Here is a 17,988-nt window from a genome sequence, read left to right on the forward strand (position 1 = left end):
GATCACGCGTCGGCCGCCGTCCGCACCGCCGGGCGGCGGCTGGCGATGACCCGCCGGGCGAGCGAGCGCGGGCTGGTCAGGAAGCCGTAGCCCCACGACATGTGCATCGTGGCGAGCGCCACCGGGATCTGCAGCCGTGCGCCGGCGGACAGGCCCTTGCCGGCCGGGACCGAGCCCAGTGCGATGGCGGCCAGGTAGCCGCCGGGCACCACGAACCCCAGCGGGGTGACCGCGGCGCCCAGGACCACGCCCGCCGCGATGGCCACGACGGCGGCCGGGGCGGCGAGGTAGCGCAGGTTGACCGAGCCCTGGTGGTAGCGGGTGACGACGCGGCGCCAGCGCCCGTAGTCCTTGTACTGCTTGGCCAGCGCGCGCACGGTGGGCCGCGGGCGGTACGAGACCCGCAGTTCGGGCGAGAACCAGATCAGGCCGCCGGCCTCGCGGATGCGGTAGTTCAGCTCCCAGTCCTGGGCGCGGATGAACTCCTCGTTGTAGCCGCCCTGCTGCTCCAGCACCTCGCGGCGGAACACCCCGAGGTAGACGGTGTCGGCGGGGGCGGCGGCGCCACCGGTGTGGAAGGCGGCGTTGCCGACGCCGATCTTCGAGGTCATCGCCGCGGCGACGGCCCGCTCCCAGTCGTTCTCGCCCTCGGCGTGCATGATGCCGCCGACGTTGGCGGCGCCGGTCTCCTCCAGCAGGCGCACCGCGGTCTTGATGTAGTCCGGGGAGAGCATGCCGTGGCCGTCGACCCGCACCACGACGGGGTGCCGGGAGGCCTTGATGGCGGCGTTCAGGGCGGCGGGGGTGCGACCGGTCGGGTTGGGCACCGTGTGGACCCGGGGGTCCTCGCGCACCAGCTCGGCCGCGATCTCGTCCGTGCGGTCCTTGGAGGGACCGAGGGCGATCACCACCTCGAGTTCGCCCGCGTAGTCCTGCTCGAGGATGTGGCGGACGGAGTTGCGCAGATGCCGCTCCTCGTCGAGCACCGGCATGATCACGGAGACGGCGGGCAGCACGTGGGGGGTCGCAGCGTTCACAGCCGCACACGTTACCGCGAACGGATGATACGAGCGCGTGCGGCCGGGCGGGGCTCATTCCGTACGACGGTATGACTCCTTAGCGTGATCGCATGACCGTCGCTCGTCGCCGTCAGCAGCCCACAGCAGCCGCCCGCCGAGCCCGGAAGCGGCCGCCGGCACGTCGCGGAATGCGCGTCCTCGGTGCCGTCTCGCTGGGCATCCTGACCGCCAGCGGGATCGGGCACGCCGTCCTGGGGCACATGGACGACCGCATGGCGCGGGTGGACGCCTTCGCGGGGATGAAGAACCGGCCCAGTCCCACCAAAGGCACCAACTTCCTGCTGGTCGGCACCGATGTGCGCCGCGGGCTGACCGCGGCCCAGCGCGACCGGCTGCACCTGGGCGGGGAGCCCTGCGACTGCACCGACACCATGATGCTGGCGCACCTGTCACGGGACGGCCGCCGGGTGAGCGTGGTCGGGCTGCCCCGGGACTCGTACGCGGAGCTGCCGCGTCCCGGCAAGCTGAAGTGGGCCTGGGGGGTGGGCGGTCCGGCGCTCGCCGTCGGCACGGTCGAGAAGATGACCGGGATCAAGGTCGACCACTACGCCGAGTTCGACTTCCGCTCCTTCGTGAAGACCGTCGACGCCATCGGCGGCGTCGACCTCTGCACCGCGCGTCCGCTGCGGGACGCGGCGACCGGGCTGGACCTGCCCGCCGGCACGCTGCGCGCCGACGGCGGAACGGCGCTGCGTTTCGTCCGCTCCGGCCATGTGCCCGGCGGCCCCGACCTGCCGCGGATGCAGAACCAGCAGCGGTTCCTGGCCGCCCTGGTGCGCCGGATCACCGACATCGGGCTGCTGCAGAACCCCGTCAAGCTGGAACAGGTGGCCACGGCCGCGCTGGGCTCGGTGCGCGCGGACCGGCAGACCAAGCCCGACGACCTGATCGCGCTCGCCACCGGGCTGCGGGGCGGCTTCGGAGCGCGCTCGGTGGAGTTCGCGACGGTGCCGGTGGACGCCACGCCGTTCCGGGTGCAGGGAGTGGGGACGACGCTGCGCTGGGACACCAAGGGCGCCAGGCAGGTCTTCGACGCGATCCGCGAGGACCGTCCGCTCACCGGCCCCGACGGCGGGCCCCTGGCCACGCCCAGTCCGCCCGCGCCCGAGCCGGAGCAGGTCGAGGTGCCGCCCGGTTCGATCCGCGTCCAGGTCAACAACGGGACCTCGGTCAACGGCCTGGGGGCGCGGGTGGACAAGGAACTGCGCCGTGCGGGCTTCCGCACCACCGGTACGCCCGGCAACACCGTCCGGCACGACGCGGAGTACACCGTCATCCACTACGACCCGGGCTGGGACCGCTCCGCGGACGCCCTGGCGACGGCTCTGCCCTTCGCGGAGATGCGGCCGGTGGCGGGCCTCGGAAGGGTGCTGCGGGTCATCGTGGGCGCGGACTACGACGGCGTCACGCCGGTACGGGCCGGCGAGCCGGACCCGCCCGCGCCGCCGCCCGCGGAGGTGCCGCCGGCGCGCGGGGACCGCATCCTGTGCGGCTGACGGATCCCGCGCGGCCGGCCGCCGGGGCCGGAGGACGGCCCCGGCGGGTGCCGCGGCGGCGTCAGTCGTCGAAGCCCTCGGCCGCGCGCTTCTCCCGCAGCTCCATGATCGCCCGGCGGCGCGCCAGCCGGTGCGTACGCCGGATCTGGGCCTCCTGCAGACGGCGCCGGTCGCGGTCGGTCTCCGGGAGGATCTGGGGCACCGCACGCGGACTGCCCTCGGCGTCCACGGCGACGAAAACCAGGTAGGCGCTGGCCACCTGGGTGCCCGGGCCGGACTCGTTCCACCGCTCGGCCAGCACGCGCACGCCGACCTCCATGGAGCTGCGCCCGGTCCAGTTGACCTGGGCCTGCACCTTGAGCAGGTCGCCGACCCGCACCGGCTCCAGGAAGGCCATCTCGTCCATGGCGCCGGTCACCGCGGGCCCCTCGGAGTGCCGCCCCGCGACGGCACCCGCGGCATCGTCCACGAGCTTCATGACCACGCCGCCGTGCACGGTGCCCAGCAGGTTCGTGTCGTGGTGGGTCATGATGTGCGCCAGCGTGATCCGCGAGGCGGACGTGGGCTTGGACGGGACAGGGTGCGGGGGCGGCTCCTCGAACATGGCTCCACCCTAAGCCGCACCGGCCCCCTCCCCGTCCGGCACACCTTGCCCGCCGACGAGGCCGGGCGGATGCTGAGAAAGGGGTCGACGTCCCGATGTCCAAGAGGTGATCCACCATGGAGAAGACGTGGACGATCAAGCTGTCGCTGGAGGAGGACGGCAACCGCACCGCCTGCACCGCCTCGCTCACCGGGGACGGCGCCCCGGGTGTCGTGGGCCACGGCTATTCGCGGCGCAATCCGAACGACGAGCCGGACATGCGCATCGGGGAGGACGTGGCCGCCTCGCGGGCCTGCTCCAACCTGGCGCACGAACTGCTGGAGCAGGCCGCGGGGATGATCGAGACCCACACCAACGCCCCGACGCATCTCACCGGCTGAGAACGCCCGAGCACAACGGGTCACCGTACGGCGGCGGTCCTGTGACCTTTGCATCAGCTCTGCTTCAGAAGCGCCACGGAGGCATCGCCCGGCAGATCGAGCGGGCACACTGCCGTACATGAACGCATGGCCCGACGGTTGGTCCGACGACAGGAACCAGCGGCAGCAGCAGGTCTCCGAGCCGCCGCTGCCCCCCGAGCTGTCCCCGCGCCGTGCGGCGGCCGGCTCCGGCAGTGTCCCGCGCCAGCAGGCGTACGGCAGCGGCGCCCCCGGATACGGCGGACCGGGCGGCGGCGGTCACGACGGCTACGGCGGGGGCGGCGGCTCGTACGGCCCGCCCTCCACCGGCGGCCGCACCACTCCGCCCGGCAGCCGCAAGCGGCGGGTCAAGGTCGTCCTGATCGGTCTGGTCGTCGTGGTCGCCGCCTGGTCGATCGGCACCTACTTCTGGGCGGACGGCAAGGTGCGCCGCGAGGTGGACCTCGGGACGGTCATAGACCGCCCGGAGACCGGCGAGGGCACCAACTACCTCATCGTCGGCTCCGACAGCCGTGAGGGCCTGTCCAGCGATCAGAAGAAGCAGCTGCACACCGGCTCCGCCGCGGGCAAGCGCACCGACTCGATGATGATCCTGCACGTCGGCGACAACGGGAACTCGCTGATCTCGCTCCCCCGCGACTCCTATGTCACGATCCCCGAGTTCAAGGGCTCCGAGTCCGGCAAGACCTTCTCCTCGCGCGGCCAGAACAAGCTCAACGCCGCCTACTCGATAGACGGGCCGACGCTGCTGGTGCGGACGGTCGAGTACAACACGGGCCTGCACATCGACCACTACGCGGAGATCGGCTTCGCCGGCTTCGCCAACCTCGTCGACGCGGTCGGGGGTGTCGAGCTGGACATCCCCCGCAACATCGACGACAAGAACTCGGGCCTGCACATCAAGAAGGGCACGCAGACCCTCAACGGCGACGAGGCCCTGGCCTTCGTCCGCCAGCGCTACCAGGAGGCCGAGGGCGACCTGGGCCGCACCAAGAACCAGCAGAAGTTCCTGGCCGCGCTGGCGAGCCAGACGGCCACGCCGGGCACGGTGCTCAACCCCTTCAAGCTCTACCCGACCATGGGCGCGGGCCTGGACACCCTGATCGTCGACAAGGACATGAGCCTGTGGGACCTGGCGTCCATGTTCTGGGCGATGAAGGGCGTCTCCGGCGGTGACGGCGTCTCGATGAACATGCCGACCTCGGGCTCCGTCAGCACCAACGTGGGCAGCGCGCTCAAGTGGGACATGCCGAAGGTCAAGCAGCTGGTCTCGGAGCTGAAGAACGACGACAAGGTCACGGTCAAGCCGAACTCCTGACCCCGTCCGACGGCCGAGGGGCCGGCGGGGCGCGTACACCGCGCCCCGCCGGCCCCTCGGTACCTCTCCGGCTCCCGCCGCCCGCGCGGCCGCCGCGCGGGCCTCACGGGGTGGAGGCGCCCAGGCGGTCGATCGAGTGGTTCGCCACGTAGTCGGCCATGGTGTCGTTGCGCATGGCCTCCCACAGCTGCTCGCTGCCGTTCTCGTCGAGCAGCACCACCGACTGGCCCTTGATCATGTCGAGCCCGCCGACCGGGGCGTTCATGAAGACCATGTCGCCCGAGCGCACCCCGCGCATGCTCCACATCAGGTCGCGCAGATCGCCGTCGGAGAGCCGGTCGTCGACGCTGACCACGCCGGTGACGCGGTCCAGCAGCTCCTTGGCCTTCAGCGGGTTGGCCATGGAGTCCTTGGTCAGCGTCTTGGCGATCACCGCCCGCAGGAAGGCCTGCTGGCGGTGGGTCCGGTCCAGGTCGCCGCGCGGCAGGTTGTAGCGCTCGCGGACGTACTTCAGGGCCTCCTCGCCGTTCATGTGCTTCCCGGCCAGGTCCACGCCGCCGATGTCGTCCGTGAGGGTCTTGAAGCCGCTCCAGTCGATGACGGCGAGATGGTCGACCTTGACGTCGGTGAGCCGCTGCACGGTGTCGATCAGCAGCGGCGGACCGCCCCACGAGAACGCGGCGTTGAGCTTCGCCTTGCCGTTCCCCGGGATCGAGACCCAGCTGTCACGGGGCAGGGAGACCACGTACGCGTGCCGGTGGTCGGCCGGCAGGTGCACCAGCATCATCGTGTCGCTGCGCTGCGCGCCGCGCTTCCACTCCGGGGCCTTGGCGTCCCTGCCGGTGGTCGGCAGATCGGAGCGCGCGTCCACACCGACCAGAAGGAACGTTTCACCACCCTTGGCGGCCCGGGGCTGCTCGCTCTCGGGCACGTTCGTCGGGAAGACGTTGGGGATGCGGTCCACCTTGCCGGTGTAGTGGTCCACCGCCCACCACATCGTTCCGGCCACTCCCAGGACCCCCAGCACCAGCAGGGTCAGTGCGCCCAGCAGCACCCGGCGCGTACGGCTGCGCCTGCGGCGCCGGCTCCCGGCCGCCTCCTCCGCTGCCGGTTCGGCGGCTGTTCCCGGTACCGCCGTCTCCTCGTGACCGATCGGATCCGTCGTTCTCATCGTCCACCCCCACCCTGTGCACCCGCTCCCCACGCGTGCGTAGGGGGCATTGTGGCGCCTGGGGCACCGTCATGGCCATGCCCGGGCCCCACCGGACGCCACGGGCCGGCGGAGCCCCCGGCCCGCCCGCGACTATGCTCGGCAGCGCAATCCGGCCACGACCTGGGAGGACCCTTCACATGGCGCTCAAGCTCACCGTGATCGGCACGGGCTACCTCGGTGCCACACACGCCGCGGCGATGGCAGAGCTGGGCTTCGAGGTGCTGGGCCTGGACATCGATCCCGGCAAGATCGAGACTCTCGCGGCGGGCCGGGTGCCCATGTACGAGCCGGGCCTGGAGGAACTCCTGGGCCGCCATGTCGCCGGCCTGCCCGGCTCCACCGGTCGGCTGCGCTTCACCACCTCCTGGGAGGAGGTGGCCGCCTTCGGCGACATCCACTTCGTCTGTGTGAACACGCCGCAGAAGCACGGCGAGTACGCCTGCGACATGAGCTACGTGGACAGCGCCTTCGAGTTGCTCGCCCCGCACCTGGAGCGCCCCGCGCTGGTCGTCGGCAAGTCGACCGTGCCGGTCGGCAGCGCGGCCCGGCTGGCGGCGCGCCTGGCCGAGCTGGCCCCCGCCGGGGACCGGGCCGAGCTGGCGTGGAACCCCGAGTTCCTGCGCGAGGGCTTCGCGGTCGAGGACACCCTCCACCCGGACCGGATCGTGGTCGGCGTCGCCTCCGAGCACGCCGAGAAGCTGCTGCGCGAGGTCTACGCGACGCCCGTCGGCGAGGGCACGCCCTTCGTCGTCGCGGACTACCCGACCGCCGAACTGGTGAAGACGGCCGCCAACGCCTTCCTGGCCACCAAGATCTCCTTCATCAACGCCATGGCCGAGGTCAGCGAGGCGGCCGGCGGGGACGTCGTGAAGCTCGCGGAGGCCATCGGCCACGACGAGCGGATCGGCAGGAAGTTCCTGCGGGCCGGCATCGGCTTCGGCGGCGGCTGCCTGCCCAAGGACATCCGCGCCTTCATGGCCCGCGCCGGCGAACTCGGCGCGGACCAGGCGCTGACGTTCCTGCGCGAGGTCGACTCCATCAACATGCGCCGCCGCGGCCACATGGTCGAGCTCGCCCGCGAGGCCTGCGGCGGCAGCGGCTTCCTCGGCAAGCGGATCGCGGTGCTGGGCGCGGCGTTCAAGCCGGACTCCGACGACGTACGGGACTCCCCCGCGCTCAACGTCGCCGGGCAGATCCACCTCCAGGGCGGCCAGGTCACCGTCTACGACCCCAAGGCGATGGACAACGCCCGGCGGCTCTTCCCGACCCTCGGGTACGCCTCCAGCGCGCTGGAGGCGGTCCGCGGGGCCGAGGTCGTGCTGCACCTCACCGAGTGGCGCGAGTTCCGCGAGCTCGACCCCGCGGTGCTCGGGGCCGTGGCCGGGCAGCGGCACGTCATCGACGGGCGCAACGCGCTGGATCCCGCGGTGTGGCGTGAGGCGGGGTGGACGTTCCGGGCGATGGGGCGGCCCAACGCGTAGCCCTTCGGGGTGGCCGGTGGTTGTGTGCGGCGCCGCTGTGGTTTCGGTTGGGGGTTTCCCCGCCCGCCCTCCCGATTGCCCGGCGCGGTCAGGCACCGCCTCGCGCGTGTGTGGGTGGGCCGGGTGCGGGGCCTCCGGGGCTGGGCATTCTGGACGCATATTTACGTGCGTGGCGGGCACCTGCTCTTCTCACCCCGGGTGCCGCACACAAATACGCCCAGTGTCCAGAACACCCACCCCTACGACCCCGCCCCCTCCCTCTCGTAGCGCGCCTGATCCCCGGAGGGTGGGTACAGAAGGCGGTCCGGGGGCGCCGCGCATGCCTCCTGAACCCCACCGGGTCAGGCCCCCCACGAGGGCACCGCCCAGCGGTAGCTCGGGGACGCAGGGGGCGAGCAAGCGGTCCGGGGTGACCCCGATTGCCTAACTGAACCCCCCACCGGCCGTCGTGCGCCCACACGACCGGAGGGGGTGTGGCGGGGTGCTCCTCCTGGCCGAAGGCTGGGGGAGACGAGCGGCGGACCCGGGTGCCGAATGATGTGGGGGTAAACCGCGAGCGCTGGTGGGGGTACCCCCGGCCGGAGGCTGGGGGAGTGCGCCGGCGCGGCACCGACCCCACGCCAACAGAGCGCAGGCCCGCACCGACCGCGCCGGATGGGGGTCCCCCCGGCCGAAGGCTGGGGGAGGGAGGGCGGGCGGGGAAACCCCCCACATCAACCACAACGCACCCGCACACGACAACGGCCCCGGGCGCGCAGCGCACCCCCGGGACCGCCGCGCGCCCCGCGCGCTAGTGGACGTCGCCCATGAGCCGGATGACCCGCTTGCGGTACACGATGAAGGCCGCGCCGGCGGCAAGCGCCACGAAGCCCTGGACCGCGAAAGAGGTCTCCGACAGGAAGCCGTCGCCGATGACCAGCTGGAGGATGGCCGCCACGCAGTCGCCCGCCGTCACGGCGAGGAACCACAGGCCCATCATCTGGCTGGCGTACTTGGCCGGGGCCAGCTTGGTGGTGACCGAGAGGCCCACCGGGGACAGGCACAGCTCGGCGGTGGTCTGGATGAGGTAGACCACGGCCAGCCACAGCGGGGTGACCTTGACGTCGCCCGAGGCGGCGGCCTGGGCCAGCATCATCACGACGAAGGAGGCGCCGATGCCGATCAGGCCGTACGCGAACTTCACCGTCGTGCTCGGGTTCTTCCGGCCCAGCTTCATCCACAGCGCGGCGAAGACCGGGGCCAGGGCCATCACGAAGAGCGGGTTCAGCGACTGGAACCAGCTCTCCGGGAAGTCGAAGCCCCACAGCTTGGACGAGGTGTGCTCGGAGGCGAAGACCGTCAGGGTCGAGCCGGACTGGTCGTAGATCATCCAGAAGAGGGCGGCCACGACGAAGAACCAGATGTAGCCGGTGACCTTGGTCTTCTCGTCCGAGCTGAGCTCGTTGTCACGCCGGATGCGCCAGAAGTAGTACGTCGGCAGCGCCAAGCCCAGCAGGGAGAGCGGCCACAGCACCCAGTTGATCGTGAAGTGCCCGGTGAAGGTGACCACGCCGTAGAAGACGACGGCGGCGGCCAGCCACAGCAGGGCCTTCTTCAGCAGGCCGGCGCGCTCGGCGGCGTCCAGCGGGGTGGGGACCACGCTGGAGACCGGCGCCAGGTTCTTGGTGCCGATCAGGAACTGGGCCAGGCCCAGAGCCATGCCGACACCGGCGAGGGCGAAGCCCAGGTGCCAGTCGACCTGCTGGCCGACGGTGCCGATGACCAGCGGGGCGAGGAAGGCACCGAGGTTGATGCCGATGTAGAAGATCGTGAAGCCGCCGTCACGGCGCGGGTCGTTCCGGTCCGGGTAGAGCTGGCCCACCATCGTGGAGATGTTGGACTTCAGCAGGCCGGAGCCCACGGCGATGAAGACCAGGCCGACGAAGAAGGAGGCCTTCACCGGCACGGCCAGCAGGAAGTGGCCGATCATGATGATCGCGCCGCCGATGGCGACCGTACGGCGGGGACCCCACAGGCGGTCGGCGAACCAGCCGCCCGGCATCGCCAGCAGGTACACCGTGGCGGTGTACACGCTGTAGATCGCGCCGGCGGTGGCGGCCTTCATGCCGAGGCCGCCGTCCGAGACCGAGGCCGTCAGGTAGAGGACGAGCAGCGCCCTCATGCCGTAGTAGCTGAAGCGCTCCCACGTCTCGGTCAAGAAGAGAGTGGCCAGGCCGCGGGGGTGGCCGAGGAAGTTCCTGCCGCTGGATCCGGAATCCGGCGCGGCGAGGCCCTCAGTCAGGCTGGACGCCATGGGTTTTCCTTGCTGCTCGGGACGCGCTGCGAGAGCGGTGCGCGCCCGGGTGGGGGGTGACCGGCACCGGGGCGCGCGAGGGCGCACCGGGATCCACGGCCGACGCCTTCACAGGCGCGGCCCCGGTCGACAGGTCGTTGACTGAATGCTGGTGGGGACCAGCCCCGTCACAGAAGGGTCCTTCGACGTGTGGCACGCGCCGAAGGTCCCGATGGCTGTTACGGGCATTTGGTTACCTTATGGCAGCACTACATGTGCTATATGGGACGACTTGAGATGTACCTCACAAGCACTGCGGCCCGCCCGGCGTGCGGTTTCTCGCGGCGGACTACCATCAGCCCATGACCCGCGTACTGCTCGCCGAGGACGACGCATCCATCTCGGAACCGCTCGCACGCGCGCTGCGCCGCGAAGGGTACGAGGTCGAGGTGCGCGAGGACGGACCCGCGGCGCTCGAAGCCGCCCTGCTCGGCTCCTTCGATCTTCTGGTGCTCGACCTGGGGCTGCCCGGAATGGACGGGCTCGAGGTGTGCAGAAGGCTGCGCACCGAGGGCCATGGCTTCCCGGTGCTGGTGCTGACCGCCCGCGCCGACGAAGTGGACACCGTGGTCGGCCTGGACGCCGGCGCCGACGACTATGTGACCAAGCCGTTCCGGCTGGCCGAGCTGCTGGCCCGGGTGCGGGCGCTGCTGCGGCGCGGCACGGTCGAGGCCCAGCAGCCCTCCACCCAGGGCGTGCGGATCGACGTGGAGTCGCACCGCGCGTGGATGGGGGACGAGGAGCTCCAGCTCACCGCGAAGGAGTTCGACCTCCTGCGGGTGCTGGTGCGCGACGCCGGCCGGGTGGTCACCCGCGAGCAGCTGATGCGCGAGGTGTGGGACACCACCTGGTGGTCCTCCACCAAGACGCTGGACATGCACATCTCGTGGCTGCGCAAGAAACTCGGCGACGACGCGGCGGCCCCGCGCTACATCTCCACGGTGCGCGGCGTCGGCTTCCGGTTCGAGAAGAACTAGGAAGAGCGGGCACGCCGTCGGGCCGCGCGGTCTGACACGCTTCACTCATGCGCCGCCGTCTCATCCAGTCCACGCTCGCCGTGGTGCTCGTCGTCATCGCCGTCTTCGGTGTCTCCCTCGTCCTGGTGGAGGCCCGGACGATCGAGAACAGCGCCAGGGAGAGCGTGGACTCCGAGGCGGTACGGCTGGTCGGCATCGTCGAGAGCAGGATGATCGGCGAGGAGCGGATCAGCCGCGAGGTGCTGGCCCAGCAGATCGCCCAAGGGCGCTACGCGCTGGTGCGGATCCCGGGAGCGGAGCCGATCAGCATCGGCACCAAGCCCACGGGCGAGGTGATCTCCGCCCGGCAGACGGGCGAGCACGGCGAGACGGTCACCGTCGAGGAGTCCCGCAGCAAGGTCAGCCGGGAGATCGGCCGCACCCTGCTGATCATCCTCGCGGTGGCGCTGCTGGCGGTGCTGGCCGCCGTGATCCTCGCGGTGCGCCAGGCGCGCCGGCTCGGCAGTCCGCTGACCGATCTGGCGGAGACCGCGGAACGGCTCGGCTCCGGCGACCCGCGGCCCCGGCACCGCCGCTACGGAGTGCCGGAGCTGGACCGGGTCGCCGACGTGCTGGACCGCAGCGCCGAGCGGATCGCCCGGATGCTGACCGCCGAGCGGCGCCTGGCGGCGGACGCCTCCCACCAGCTGCGGACGCCGCTGACGGCGCTGTCGATGCGGCTGGAGGAGATCATCGCCACGGCCGAGGACCAGGAGGCGGTCAAGGAGGAGGCGACGATCGCCCTGGGGCAGGTGGAGCGGCTCACGGACGTCGTGCAGCGGCTGCTGACCAACGCGCGGGACCCGCGTACCGGCTCGGCGGTCGTCTTCGACATCGACGACGTGATCAAGCAGCAGGTGGAGGAGTGGCGTCCGGCGTACCGCAGCGCCGGCCGGGCCATCACCTCTTCGGGCAAGAAGCGGCTGCGCGCCGTCGGCACCCCGGGGGCGGTCGCCCAGGTGCTGGCGTCGCTGATCGAGAACGGGCTGATGCACGGCTCCGGCACGGTCGCGATCTCCACCCGGGTCACCGGCACGCAGGTGGTGGTCGAGGTCACCGACGAGGGCCAGGGGGTGCCGCCGGAGCTGGGCGCGCGGGTCTTCGAGCGCACGGTCAGCGGCCGCAACTCCACCGGCATCGGCCTCGCGGTCGCGCGCGACCTGGCGGAGGCCGACGGCGGACGCCTGGAGCTGCTGCAGCAGCGGCCACCGGTCTTCGCGCTCTTCCTGGCCCGCGAGGACCAAGGCCGCGGCAAGGGCGCCGCCAAGCGCGGGTAGGCCCCGCGGGTGCGGCGCGGGTCAGCGCACCCGGCCGGCGGAGGAGTGCGTACCGCCCGTCCCGGTATGGGCGCCGGAGGACTTGTTCTCCTTCGCGACCAGGAACGATTCCGCCTGCTGCACCGTCTCGCGGACGGGCAGCGCCTTGAACACCCAGGTGCGGTAGGACCAGAAGCGGAACAGGGTCGCCACGCCGATGCCGAGGAACTTGAAGACGTTGCTCTGCAGCGGGCTGTCCCAGCCGAAGCCGTAGGTGGCCGCGTAGAGCACCCCGTTCTCGATCACCAGGCCCACCGCGCTGAACACCAGGAAGAGGGTCAGCTCGCGGGTACGGCCGGACTTGTCCCGGTCGCGGTAGGTGAAGTAGCGGAACCCCACGTAGTTGAAGGCGATCGCGACGACGGTCGCGATGATGCTCGCCCGCACCACCTGCAGGTCGGTGACGTGCCGGACGAGGTTGAAGACCCCGATGTTGACCAGGACCCCCGCCCCGCCGACCGCCCCGAACTTGGCGGCCTCGCGGGCCATCGCCGTCAGCCGGTTCCGCATCCCCGCTCGGGTGGTGGACCCGGTCGCACCGTCCATGTGATCGTTCGGCCCCGTCTGTGACTGGTCAGTGACCTTCATGCTAACCGCGGCCCCTCCGGGAGGGCGGTCGGTGCGTCATTCATGCCCGGATATCCTGGTGACTGTGACATTCCCGGTAGTCGGCATGATCGGTGGCGGCCAGCTCGCCCGTATGACCCACGAGGCGGGCATCCCCCTCGGCATCAGATTCAAGCTGCTCAGCGACACACCCGTGGACTCCGCGGCCCTGGTCGCCGGAGAGGTCGTGGTGGGTGACTACCGCGACCTCGACACGCTGCGCTCGTTCGCCGCCGGCTGCGATGTGATCACCTTCGACCACGAGCACGTGCCCACCGAGCACCTGCGCGCCCTGGAGGCCGACGGCATCGCCGTGCGCCCGGGGCCCGACGCGCTGGTGCACGCGCAGGACAAGGGCGTGATGCGGGCGAGGCTCGACTCCATCGGCGTGCCCTGCCCGCGGCACCGCATCGTCTCCGACCCGGCCGACGTCACGCGCTTCGCCGAGGAGGGCGCCGGGTATCCGGTCGTGCTCAAGACGGTGCGCGGCGGCTACGACGGCAAGGGCGTGTGGGTCGTCCGCGACGAGGCGGGCGCCGCCGAGCCCTTCAGGGCGGGCGTGCCGGTGCTGGCCGAGGAGAAGGTCGACTTCGTACGGGAGCTGGCGGCCAACGTCGTGCGCTCCCCGCACGGCCAGGCGGTCGCCTACCCGGTGGTGGAGTCCATCCAGGTCGACGGCGTGTGCGACACCGTGATCGCGCCCGCGCCCGACCTGCCCGAGGCCCGGTCGGTGGAGGCCCAGCGGCTCGCGCTGACCATCGCCAAGGAGCTCGGCGTCGTCGGGCACCTGGCGGTCGAGCTCTTCGAGACCCGGGACGGCCGGATCCTCGTCAACGAGCTGGCCATGCGCCCGCACAACAGCGGCCACTGGACCCAGGACGGCGCCATAACCTCGCAGTTCGCCAACCACCTGCGCGCGGTCCTCGACCTGCCGCTCGGCGACCCGCGCCCCCGCCAGCCGTGGACGGTCATGGCGAACGTGCTCGGCGGCGACTACCCCGACATGTACGCCGCGTACCTGCACTGCATGGCGCGGGACCCGCAGCTGAAGATCCACATGTACGGCAAGGACGTGAAGCCCGGCCGGAAGGTCGGCCATGTCAACACCTACGGCGACGACCTGGCCGAGGTGCGCGAGCGCGCCCGCCACGCCGCCGACTATCTGCGAGGGACGATCCAAGAGTGAGCACTCCCGCTGGGCCGCTGGTCGGCATCGTGATGGGTTCCGACTCCGACTGGCCGGTCATGGAGGCCGCGGCCCAGGCGCTGGACGAGTTCGAGGTGCCCTACGAGGTCGACGTCGTCTCCGCGCACCGGATGCCGCGCGAGATGGTCGCGTACGGCGAGCAGGCGGCCGAGCGCGGCCTGAAGGCGATCATCGCGGGCGCGGGCGGCGCCGCGCACCTGCCCGGGATGCTGGCGTCCGTGACGCCGCTGCCGGTGATCGGCGTTCCCGTGCCGCTGAAGTACCTGGACGGCATGGACTCCCTGCTGTCCATCGTGCAGATGCCCGCCGGCGTCCCCGTCGCCACGGTCTCCGTGGCCGGCGCGCGCAACGCGGGCCTGCTGGCGGTGCGCATGCTCGCCGCGCACGACGCCGAACTGCTCGAGCGCATGCGGCACTTCCAGGACGAGCTGAACCAGCAGGCCACCGAGAAGGGCAAGCGCCTGCGGGCCAAGGTGGAGGGATCGGCCGGCTTCGGTTTCGGAGGGAAGAAGTAGTCCATGGACCTGCTCGCGCGCGCACAGGAGCTGCTCACCGCCCACCCCGTGGTGGACGGCCACAACGACCTCCCCTGGCGGCTGCGCGAGCAGGTCCGCTACGACCTGGACCGGCGTGACATCGCCGGCGACCAGTCCGCCCACCTGCACACCGACATCCCCCGGCTGCGGGCGGGCGGCGTCGGGGCGCAGTTCTGGTCGGTGTACGTCCGCAGCGACCTCGTCGGAGGCGACGCGGTCGTCGCCGTGCTGGAACAGATCGACTGCGTACGGCGCCTGGTCGACCGTCACCCGGACGCCCTGCGGCTCGCGGTGACCGCGGACGACATGGAGGCCGCCCGCGCCGAGGGCCGCATCGCCTCCCTGATGGGCGCCGAGGGCGGCCACAGCATCGCCAACTCCCTCGGGGTGCTGCGGATGCTGTACACGCTGGGCGTGCGCTACATGACGCTCACCCACAACGACACCATCGACTGGGCCGACTCCGCCACCGACGAGGCCCGGCACGGCGGTCTGACCGTCTTCGGCGAGGAGGTCGTGCGCGAGATGAACCGCCTCGGCATGCTCGTCGACCTCTCCCATGTCGCCCCCGACACCATGCGCGCGGCCCTGCGGGTCAGCGAGGCCCCGGTGATCTTCTCGCACTCGTCCTCGCGCGCCGTCTGCGACCACGTCCGCAACATCCCGGACGACGTCCTGGAGCAGCTGCCCCGCAACGGCGGGGTCGCCATGGCCACCTTCGTGCCGCAGTTCATCCTCCCGGCGGCCGCCGAGTGGATCGTCGGGGCGAACGAGAACATGAAGGCCCACGGCCTCCACCCGCTCGACCAGTCCACCGAGGCCCAGGCCGTCCAGGAGGCCTACGAGGCCGGCCGGCCGCGGCCGATCGCGGACATCGGCACCGTCGCCGACCACCTCGACCACATGCGCGAGGTCGCCGGCGTCGACCATCTCGGGCTCGGCGGCGACTACGACGGTGTGCTGCACCTCCCCGAGGGCCTCGGCGACGTCTCCGGCTATCCGCGGCTGTTCGCCGAACTCCTGCGCCGCGGCTGGTCCGAGGACGACCTCGCGAAGCTGGCGTGGCGCAACGCGGTCCGGGTGCTGCGCGACGCTGAGTCCATGGCGGCGGGGCTGCGGGGCAAGCGCGGACCGTCGAACGCCTCGATCGAGGAGCTGGACGGCCAGGCCTAGAGCCTGTCGTCGCCGCCCGCCCGCCGCTCCTCGGGCTCGGGGAGCCGCCAGCGGAAGGGGAAGAGTTCCCGTTCCCACCCGGGTGTCCGGGCGGGCCCGGCCGCGGCGGCCGGCTCGCGCAGGAGGCAGCGGTGGCGCAGCAGTTCACGGCGCTCGGCCCCCGTCAGCGGCGGGCCGGGGTCTCCGGGGGCGTCGGGCTCGTCGATGTCGCCGCGCGCCGCCGCGTTCAGGCGCAGGGAGTCCGGGGTGCGGTAGTCGAGGCGGAAGTCCGTTCTCCACTGGGAGTTGTGGCCCCAGCCCTGCGAGAGGTCGACCGTGGGGCGGTGGCGGCGCAGATACGTCCAGTACAGCGGGGAGCGGTCGGCGATACCGCGCCGGGCGTGCCCGGCCCCGGCGCGGACGCGCACCCCGGCGCGGCCGAAGAGCAGCCGGCCGAGCATCAGGCCGGGCCACACGACCCCGGTGACCTCGATCGGCGCCCAGGGGTCGGCCGTCTGCTCCACCTCGACGATCTCGTGGAGAAAGGGGTCGAAGGCGGTATCGCCGTCGAACGGTGTCATGCCGAGCCCGGTGAACAGTTCGAGGTACTGGGCCCGGGAGACCCGGGGCCACCACAAAGTCCCGTCCGGCTCGTCGTCGGCCGCGGGCTGGAAGGCCAGCAGCAGCAGGTCGCTGACCCGGCTGAGGGCGTACAGCTCCTTCAGGGGGTCCCGCCACGCGCCGACCGGCCCTTCGTCCTCCCACCACGGTTCGTCGCGGGACACGACGCCGAGCAGCGGGCGGTAGTCGTCCCGGACCCGCTCGAGCCAGGGGACGACCACCGCCGTGTGGGCGTCCGGTCCCTCGTGGTCGCGCAGCGCCTCGAAGAGCCGTCTGCCGTCGGGCCGTTCGGCGTCGGTGTCCTCCCCGTCCATGCCCGCAGCGTAGCGGGGGTCAGCGCCGCAGGCGGCTCCACGGGGTGAAGGTGAAGACCGCGCCACCGAGCAGCAGGATCGTGCCGGCGACGAGGGCGAGGGCCCGGAGCGAGGCCCGGTCGGAGGAGCCGGTGTCGGCGAGGCCGCCGGAGGTGGTGGTCGTGCCGCCGGACGTGCCGCCCGATCCTCCGGAGCCGCCGGTGATGCCGCCCTCCTGCCCGGTGACGTCGAGGGCCAGGGAGACCCCGGGGTCCTCGGTCGGGGTGCAGGTCGTGGTCGTGCCGAGGGCCTCGACGGTCAGGACGCCCGGGGTGAGTGTGGCGCGGCCGTCGTGGGCGGGTGTGTAGGTGCCGGTGAGGTCGGGGATCTCGATCGGGTCGCCCGCCTTGATGGCCTCCTTGTTGGCGGGGCCCTCGACGGCGACCTCGCCCTGGTCCGCGCCGCCGACCACGACCTTCATGGACGGCTTGACGGAGTCGGCGGGTATGTCGGCGGGGCTGTCCATCACGGATTTCCCGAAGCGGACGGTCAGGTCGTAGGCGCCGCCGTTCTCCTCGGCGTCGATCCGCACGGGCGAGACCGCGCTCTTGTCGCCGATGGGGGTCTTGCAGGCGTAGGAGACGTCGACCTCCTCGCCGGTGTGGGAGGTGCCTCCGGTGGACGTGCCGCTGGGGGTGGTGCTCGGGGTCGTCGTGGGTGTGGCGCTCGGCGTGCCGCTGGGGGTGCTGCTCGGCGTGGTCGTCGGGGTCGTCGTCGGGGTGGTCGTGCCGCCGCCGTCCTCGGTCACCTTGATCGTCACGGCGACCGGGACATCGCCCGTGGGGACGCACGTGGTGTCCGTGGAGAAGGCGTTGATCTTGTAGTCGCCGGGGGTGAGCGTGATGTCGCCGGGTGCCGTGAGCTTCAGGGTTCCCTTCATGTCGGAGAGCTTCATCTCGCTGTTCTTGGGGATCGCCGGGTTCTCGCGCGGCCCCTCGACGGCGAGGGAGCCGCTCTGGGCGCCGGCCACGGTGATCTCGCCGGAGGGCTTGACGCTGTTCTCCGGGAGGTCGATGAGGTCGGGGTTCTTCGACGCGGCCTGGGTGAACTTCCAGACCACCTCGACCTCGTCGCCGACCTCGGCCGTGGCGGGCGCGGTGACGTCGGCCTTGGTGGTGCCGTTCACCTTGGGCAGGCCGGACGCGGCGGGTGGGGTGCACTCGGTGGCGTAGGAGACCTCGGCGGCCGCCGCCGGGAACGCCGCGGCGAGGACGCCCGCACCGCTGAGCATCAGGGCGA

The 17,988-nt window shown here is 71.9% G+C and carries 16 protein-coding genes; 9 read left to right on the top strand and 7 right to left on the bottom strand.

What is annotated here, in order from left to right:
- Nucleotides 1-2: 2 nt before the first annotated feature.
- Nucleotides 3-1,037, bottom strand: coding sequence for a glycosyltransferase family 2 protein (locus AB0F62_RS15310; protein WP_361797720.1), 1,035 nt, complete (start codon nucleotides 1,035-1,037; stop codon nucleotides 3-5).
- Between the two features lie 92 nt (nucleotides 1,038-1,129).
- Between AB0F62_RS15310 and AB0F62_RS15315 the strand changes: the two genes are divergently transcribed.
- Nucleotides 1,130-2,575 (top strand): LCP family protein, encoded by a 1,446-nt coding sequence (locus AB0F62_RS15315; protein ID WP_361797723.1) that lies wholly within the window; start codon nucleotides 1,130-1,132, stop codon nucleotides 2,573-2,575.
- Nucleotides 2,576-2,636: 61 nt separating this feature from the next.
- Here the strand turns inward: AB0F62_RS15315 and AB0F62_RS15320 are convergent, their stop codons facing one another.
- On the bottom strand, nucleotides 2,637-3,179 hold the full coding sequence (locus AB0F62_RS15320) for an acyl-CoA thioesterase (RefSeq protein WP_361797726.1): 543 nt from the start codon (nucleotides 3,177-3,179) through the stop codon (nucleotides 2,637-2,639).
- Nucleotides 3,180-3,295: 116 nt separating this feature from the next.
- Here AB0F62_RS15320 and AB0F62_RS15325 point away from each other — a divergent pair, with 116 nt between their 5' ends.
- Both AB0F62_RS15325 and AB0F62_RS15330 read left to right on the top strand, forming a co-directional pair.
- Nucleotides 3,296-3,559 (top strand): DUF1876 domain-containing protein, encoded by a 264-nt coding sequence (locus tag AB0F62_RS15325; protein WP_361797729.1) that lies wholly within the window; start codon nucleotides 3,296-3,298, stop codon nucleotides 3,557-3,559.
- 118 nt (nucleotides 3,560-3,677) lie between these two features.
- The gene (locus AB0F62_RS15330; RefSeq protein ID WP_361797732.1) at nucleotides 3,678-4,916 is read left to right on the top strand and encodes an LCP family protein; all 1,239 of its coding nucleotides are present in this window, start codon (nucleotides 3,678-3,680) and stop codon (nucleotides 4,914-4,916) included.
- A gap of 103 nt (nucleotides 4,917-5,019) precedes the next feature.
- Here AB0F62_RS15330 and AB0F62_RS15335 read toward each other — a convergent pair whose 3' ends face one another.
- Nucleotides 5,020-6,087, bottom strand: a complete 1,068-nt coding sequence (locus AB0F62_RS15335; protein ID WP_361797735.1) for an LCP family protein — start codon at nucleotides 6,085-6,087, stop codon at nucleotides 5,020-5,022.
- Between the two features lie 179 nt (nucleotides 6,088-6,266).
- On the opposite strand from AB0F62_RS15335, the gene AB0F62_RS15340 reads away from it, so the two are divergent.
- Nucleotides 6,267-7,610, top strand: coding sequence for a UDP-glucose/GDP-mannose dehydrogenase family protein (locus AB0F62_RS15340; protein WP_361797738.1), 1,344 nt, complete (start codon nucleotides 6,267-6,269; stop codon nucleotides 7,608-7,610).
- A gap of 790 nt (nucleotides 7,611-8,400) precedes the next feature.
- Here the strand turns inward: AB0F62_RS15340 and AB0F62_RS15345 are convergent.
- Complete coding sequence (locus tag AB0F62_RS15345; protein ID WP_361797741.1) at nucleotides 8,401-9,903, bottom strand: oligopeptide:H+ symporter; 1,503 nt, start codon at nucleotides 9,901-9,903, stop codon at nucleotides 8,401-8,403.
- Nucleotides 9,904-10,244: 341 nt separating this feature from the next.
- Between AB0F62_RS15345 and AB0F62_RS15350 the strand changes: the two genes are divergently transcribed.
- Together AB0F62_RS15350 and AB0F62_RS15355 are read left to right on the top strand one after the other, a co-directional pair.
- The gene (locus AB0F62_RS15350) at nucleotides 10,245-10,919 is read left to right on the top strand and encodes a response regulator transcription factor (RefSeq protein WP_361797744.1); all 675 of its coding nucleotides are present in this window, start codon (nucleotides 10,245-10,247) and stop codon (nucleotides 10,917-10,919) included.
- A 47-nt stretch (nucleotides 10,920-10,966) separates the two neighbouring features.
- Nucleotides 10,967-12,235, top strand: a complete 1,269-nt coding sequence (locus tag AB0F62_RS15355; RefSeq protein ID WP_361797747.1) for an ATP-binding protein — start codon at nucleotides 10,967-10,969, stop codon at nucleotides 12,233-12,235.
- Nucleotides 12,236-12,256: 21 nt separating this feature from the next.
- Here the strand turns inward: AB0F62_RS15355 and AB0F62_RS15360 are convergent, their stop codons facing one another.
- Nucleotides 12,257-12,820 carry a GtrA family protein gene (locus AB0F62_RS15360; RefSeq protein ID WP_361797750.1) on the bottom strand — a complete coding sequence of 188 codons (564 nt, stop codon included), beginning with the start codon at nucleotides 12,818-12,820 and terminating at the stop codon, nucleotides 12,257-12,259.
- Between the two features lie 106 nt (nucleotides 12,821-12,926).
- On the opposite strand from AB0F62_RS15360, the gene AB0F62_RS15365 reads away from it, so the two are divergent.
- Genes AB0F62_RS15365 through AB0F62_RS15375 form a run of 3 tightly spaced genes read left to right on the top strand, consistent with a single transcriptional unit; the run spans nucleotide 12,927 to nucleotide 15,796 of the window.
- Nucleotides 12,927-14,066 carry a 5-(carboxyamino)imidazole ribonucleotide synthase gene (locus tag AB0F62_RS15365; RefSeq protein ID WP_361797752.1) on the top strand — a complete coding sequence of 380 codons (1,140 nt, stop codon included), beginning with the start codon at nucleotides 12,927-12,929 and terminating at the stop codon, nucleotides 14,064-14,066.
- A 32-nt stretch (nucleotides 14,067-14,098) separates the two neighbouring features.
- Complete coding sequence (purE, locus tag AB0F62_RS15370; protein WP_361797940.1) at nucleotides 14,099-14,602, top strand: 5-(carboxyamino)imidazole ribonucleotide mutase; 504 nt, start codon at nucleotides 14,099-14,101, stop codon at nucleotides 14,600-14,602.
- Nucleotides 14,603-14,605: 3 nt separating this feature from the next.
- Nucleotides 14,606-15,796 carry a dipeptidase gene (locus AB0F62_RS15375; RefSeq protein WP_361797755.1) on the top strand — a complete coding sequence of 397 codons (1,191 nt, stop codon included), beginning with the start codon at nucleotides 14,606-14,608 and terminating at the stop codon, nucleotides 15,794-15,796.
- Here AB0F62_RS15375 and AB0F62_RS15380 read toward each other — a convergent pair.
- Entirely contained in the window at nucleotides 15,793-16,710 is a 918-nt protein-coding gene (locus AB0F62_RS15380) for a hypothetical protein (RefSeq protein ID WP_361797758.1), read from the bottom strand. The two genes, AB0F62_RS15375 and AB0F62_RS15380, sit on opposite strands and share 4 nt — an antisense overlap.
- 19 nt (nucleotides 16,711-16,729) lie before the next feature.
- Nucleotides 16,730-17,980 (bottom strand): hypothetical protein, encoded by a 1,251-nt coding sequence (locus tag AB0F62_RS15385; RefSeq protein ID WP_361797943.1) that lies wholly within the window; start codon nucleotides 17,978-17,980, stop codon nucleotides 16,730-16,732.
- Nucleotides 17,981-17,988: the final 8 nt, after the last annotated feature.

The sequence above is a fragment of the Streptomyces sp. NPDC026673 genome (genome assembly GCF_040638135.1).
Taxonomy (GTDB): domain Bacteria; phylum Actinomycetota; class Actinomycetes; order Streptomycetales; family Streptomycetaceae; genus Actinacidiphila.

Bases quoted from the DNA above. Each gene is read 5' to 3' on its own strand.
- AB0F62_RS15315 (WP_361797723.1), top strand. From the start codon at position 1,130: ATGACCGTCGCTCGTCGCCGTCAGCAGCCCACAGCAGCCGCCCGCCGA.
- AB0F62_RS15320 (WP_361797726.1), bottom strand. From the start codon at position 3,179: ATGTTCGAGGAGCCGCCCCCGCACCCTGTCCCGTCCAAGCCCACGTCC.
- AB0F62_RS15325 (WP_361797729.1), top strand. From the start codon at position 3,296: ATGGAGAAGACGTGGACGATCAAGCTGTCGCTGGAGGAGGACGGCAAC.
- AB0F62_RS15330 (WP_361797732.1), top strand. From the start codon at position 3,678: ATGAACGCATGGCCCGACGGTTGGTCCGACGACAGGAACCAGCGGCAG.
- AB0F62_RS15335 (WP_361797735.1), bottom strand. From the start codon at position 6,087: ATGAGAACGACGGATCCGATCGGTCACGAGGAGACGGCGGTACCGGGA.
- AB0F62_RS15340 (WP_361797738.1), top strand. From the start codon at position 6,267: ATGGCGCTCAAGCTCACCGTGATCGGCACGGGCTACCTCGGTGCCACA.
- AB0F62_RS15345 (WP_361797741.1), bottom strand. From the start codon at position 9,903: ATGGCGTCCAGCCTGACTGAGGGCCTCGCCGCGCCGGATTCCGGATCC.
- AB0F62_RS15350 (WP_361797744.1), top strand. From the start codon at position 10,245: ATGACCCGCGTACTGCTCGCCGAGGACGACGCATCCATCTCGGAACCG.
- AB0F62_RS15355 (WP_361797747.1), top strand. From the start codon at position 10,967: ATGCGCCGCCGTCTCATCCAGTCCACGCTCGCCGTGGTGCTCGTCGTC.
- AB0F62_RS15360 (WP_361797750.1), bottom strand. From the start codon at position 12,820: ATGGACGGTGCGACCGGGTCCACCACCCGAGCGGGGATGCGGAACCGG.
- purE (WP_361797940.1), top strand. From the start codon at position 14,099: ATGGGTTCCGACTCCGACTGGCCGGTCATGGAGGCCGCGGCCCAGGCG.
- AB0F62_RS15375 (WP_361797755.1), top strand. From the start codon at position 14,606: ATGGACCTGCTCGCGCGCGCACAGGAGCTGCTCACCGCCCACCCCGTG.
- AB0F62_RS15380 (WP_361797758.1), bottom strand. From the start codon at position 16,710: ATGGACGGGGAGGACACCGACGCCGAACGGCCCGACGGCAGACGGCTC.
- AB0F62_RS15385 (WP_361797943.1), bottom strand. From the start codon at position 17,980: ATGCTCAGCGGTGCGGGCGTCCTCGCCGCGGCGTTCCCGGCGGCGGCC.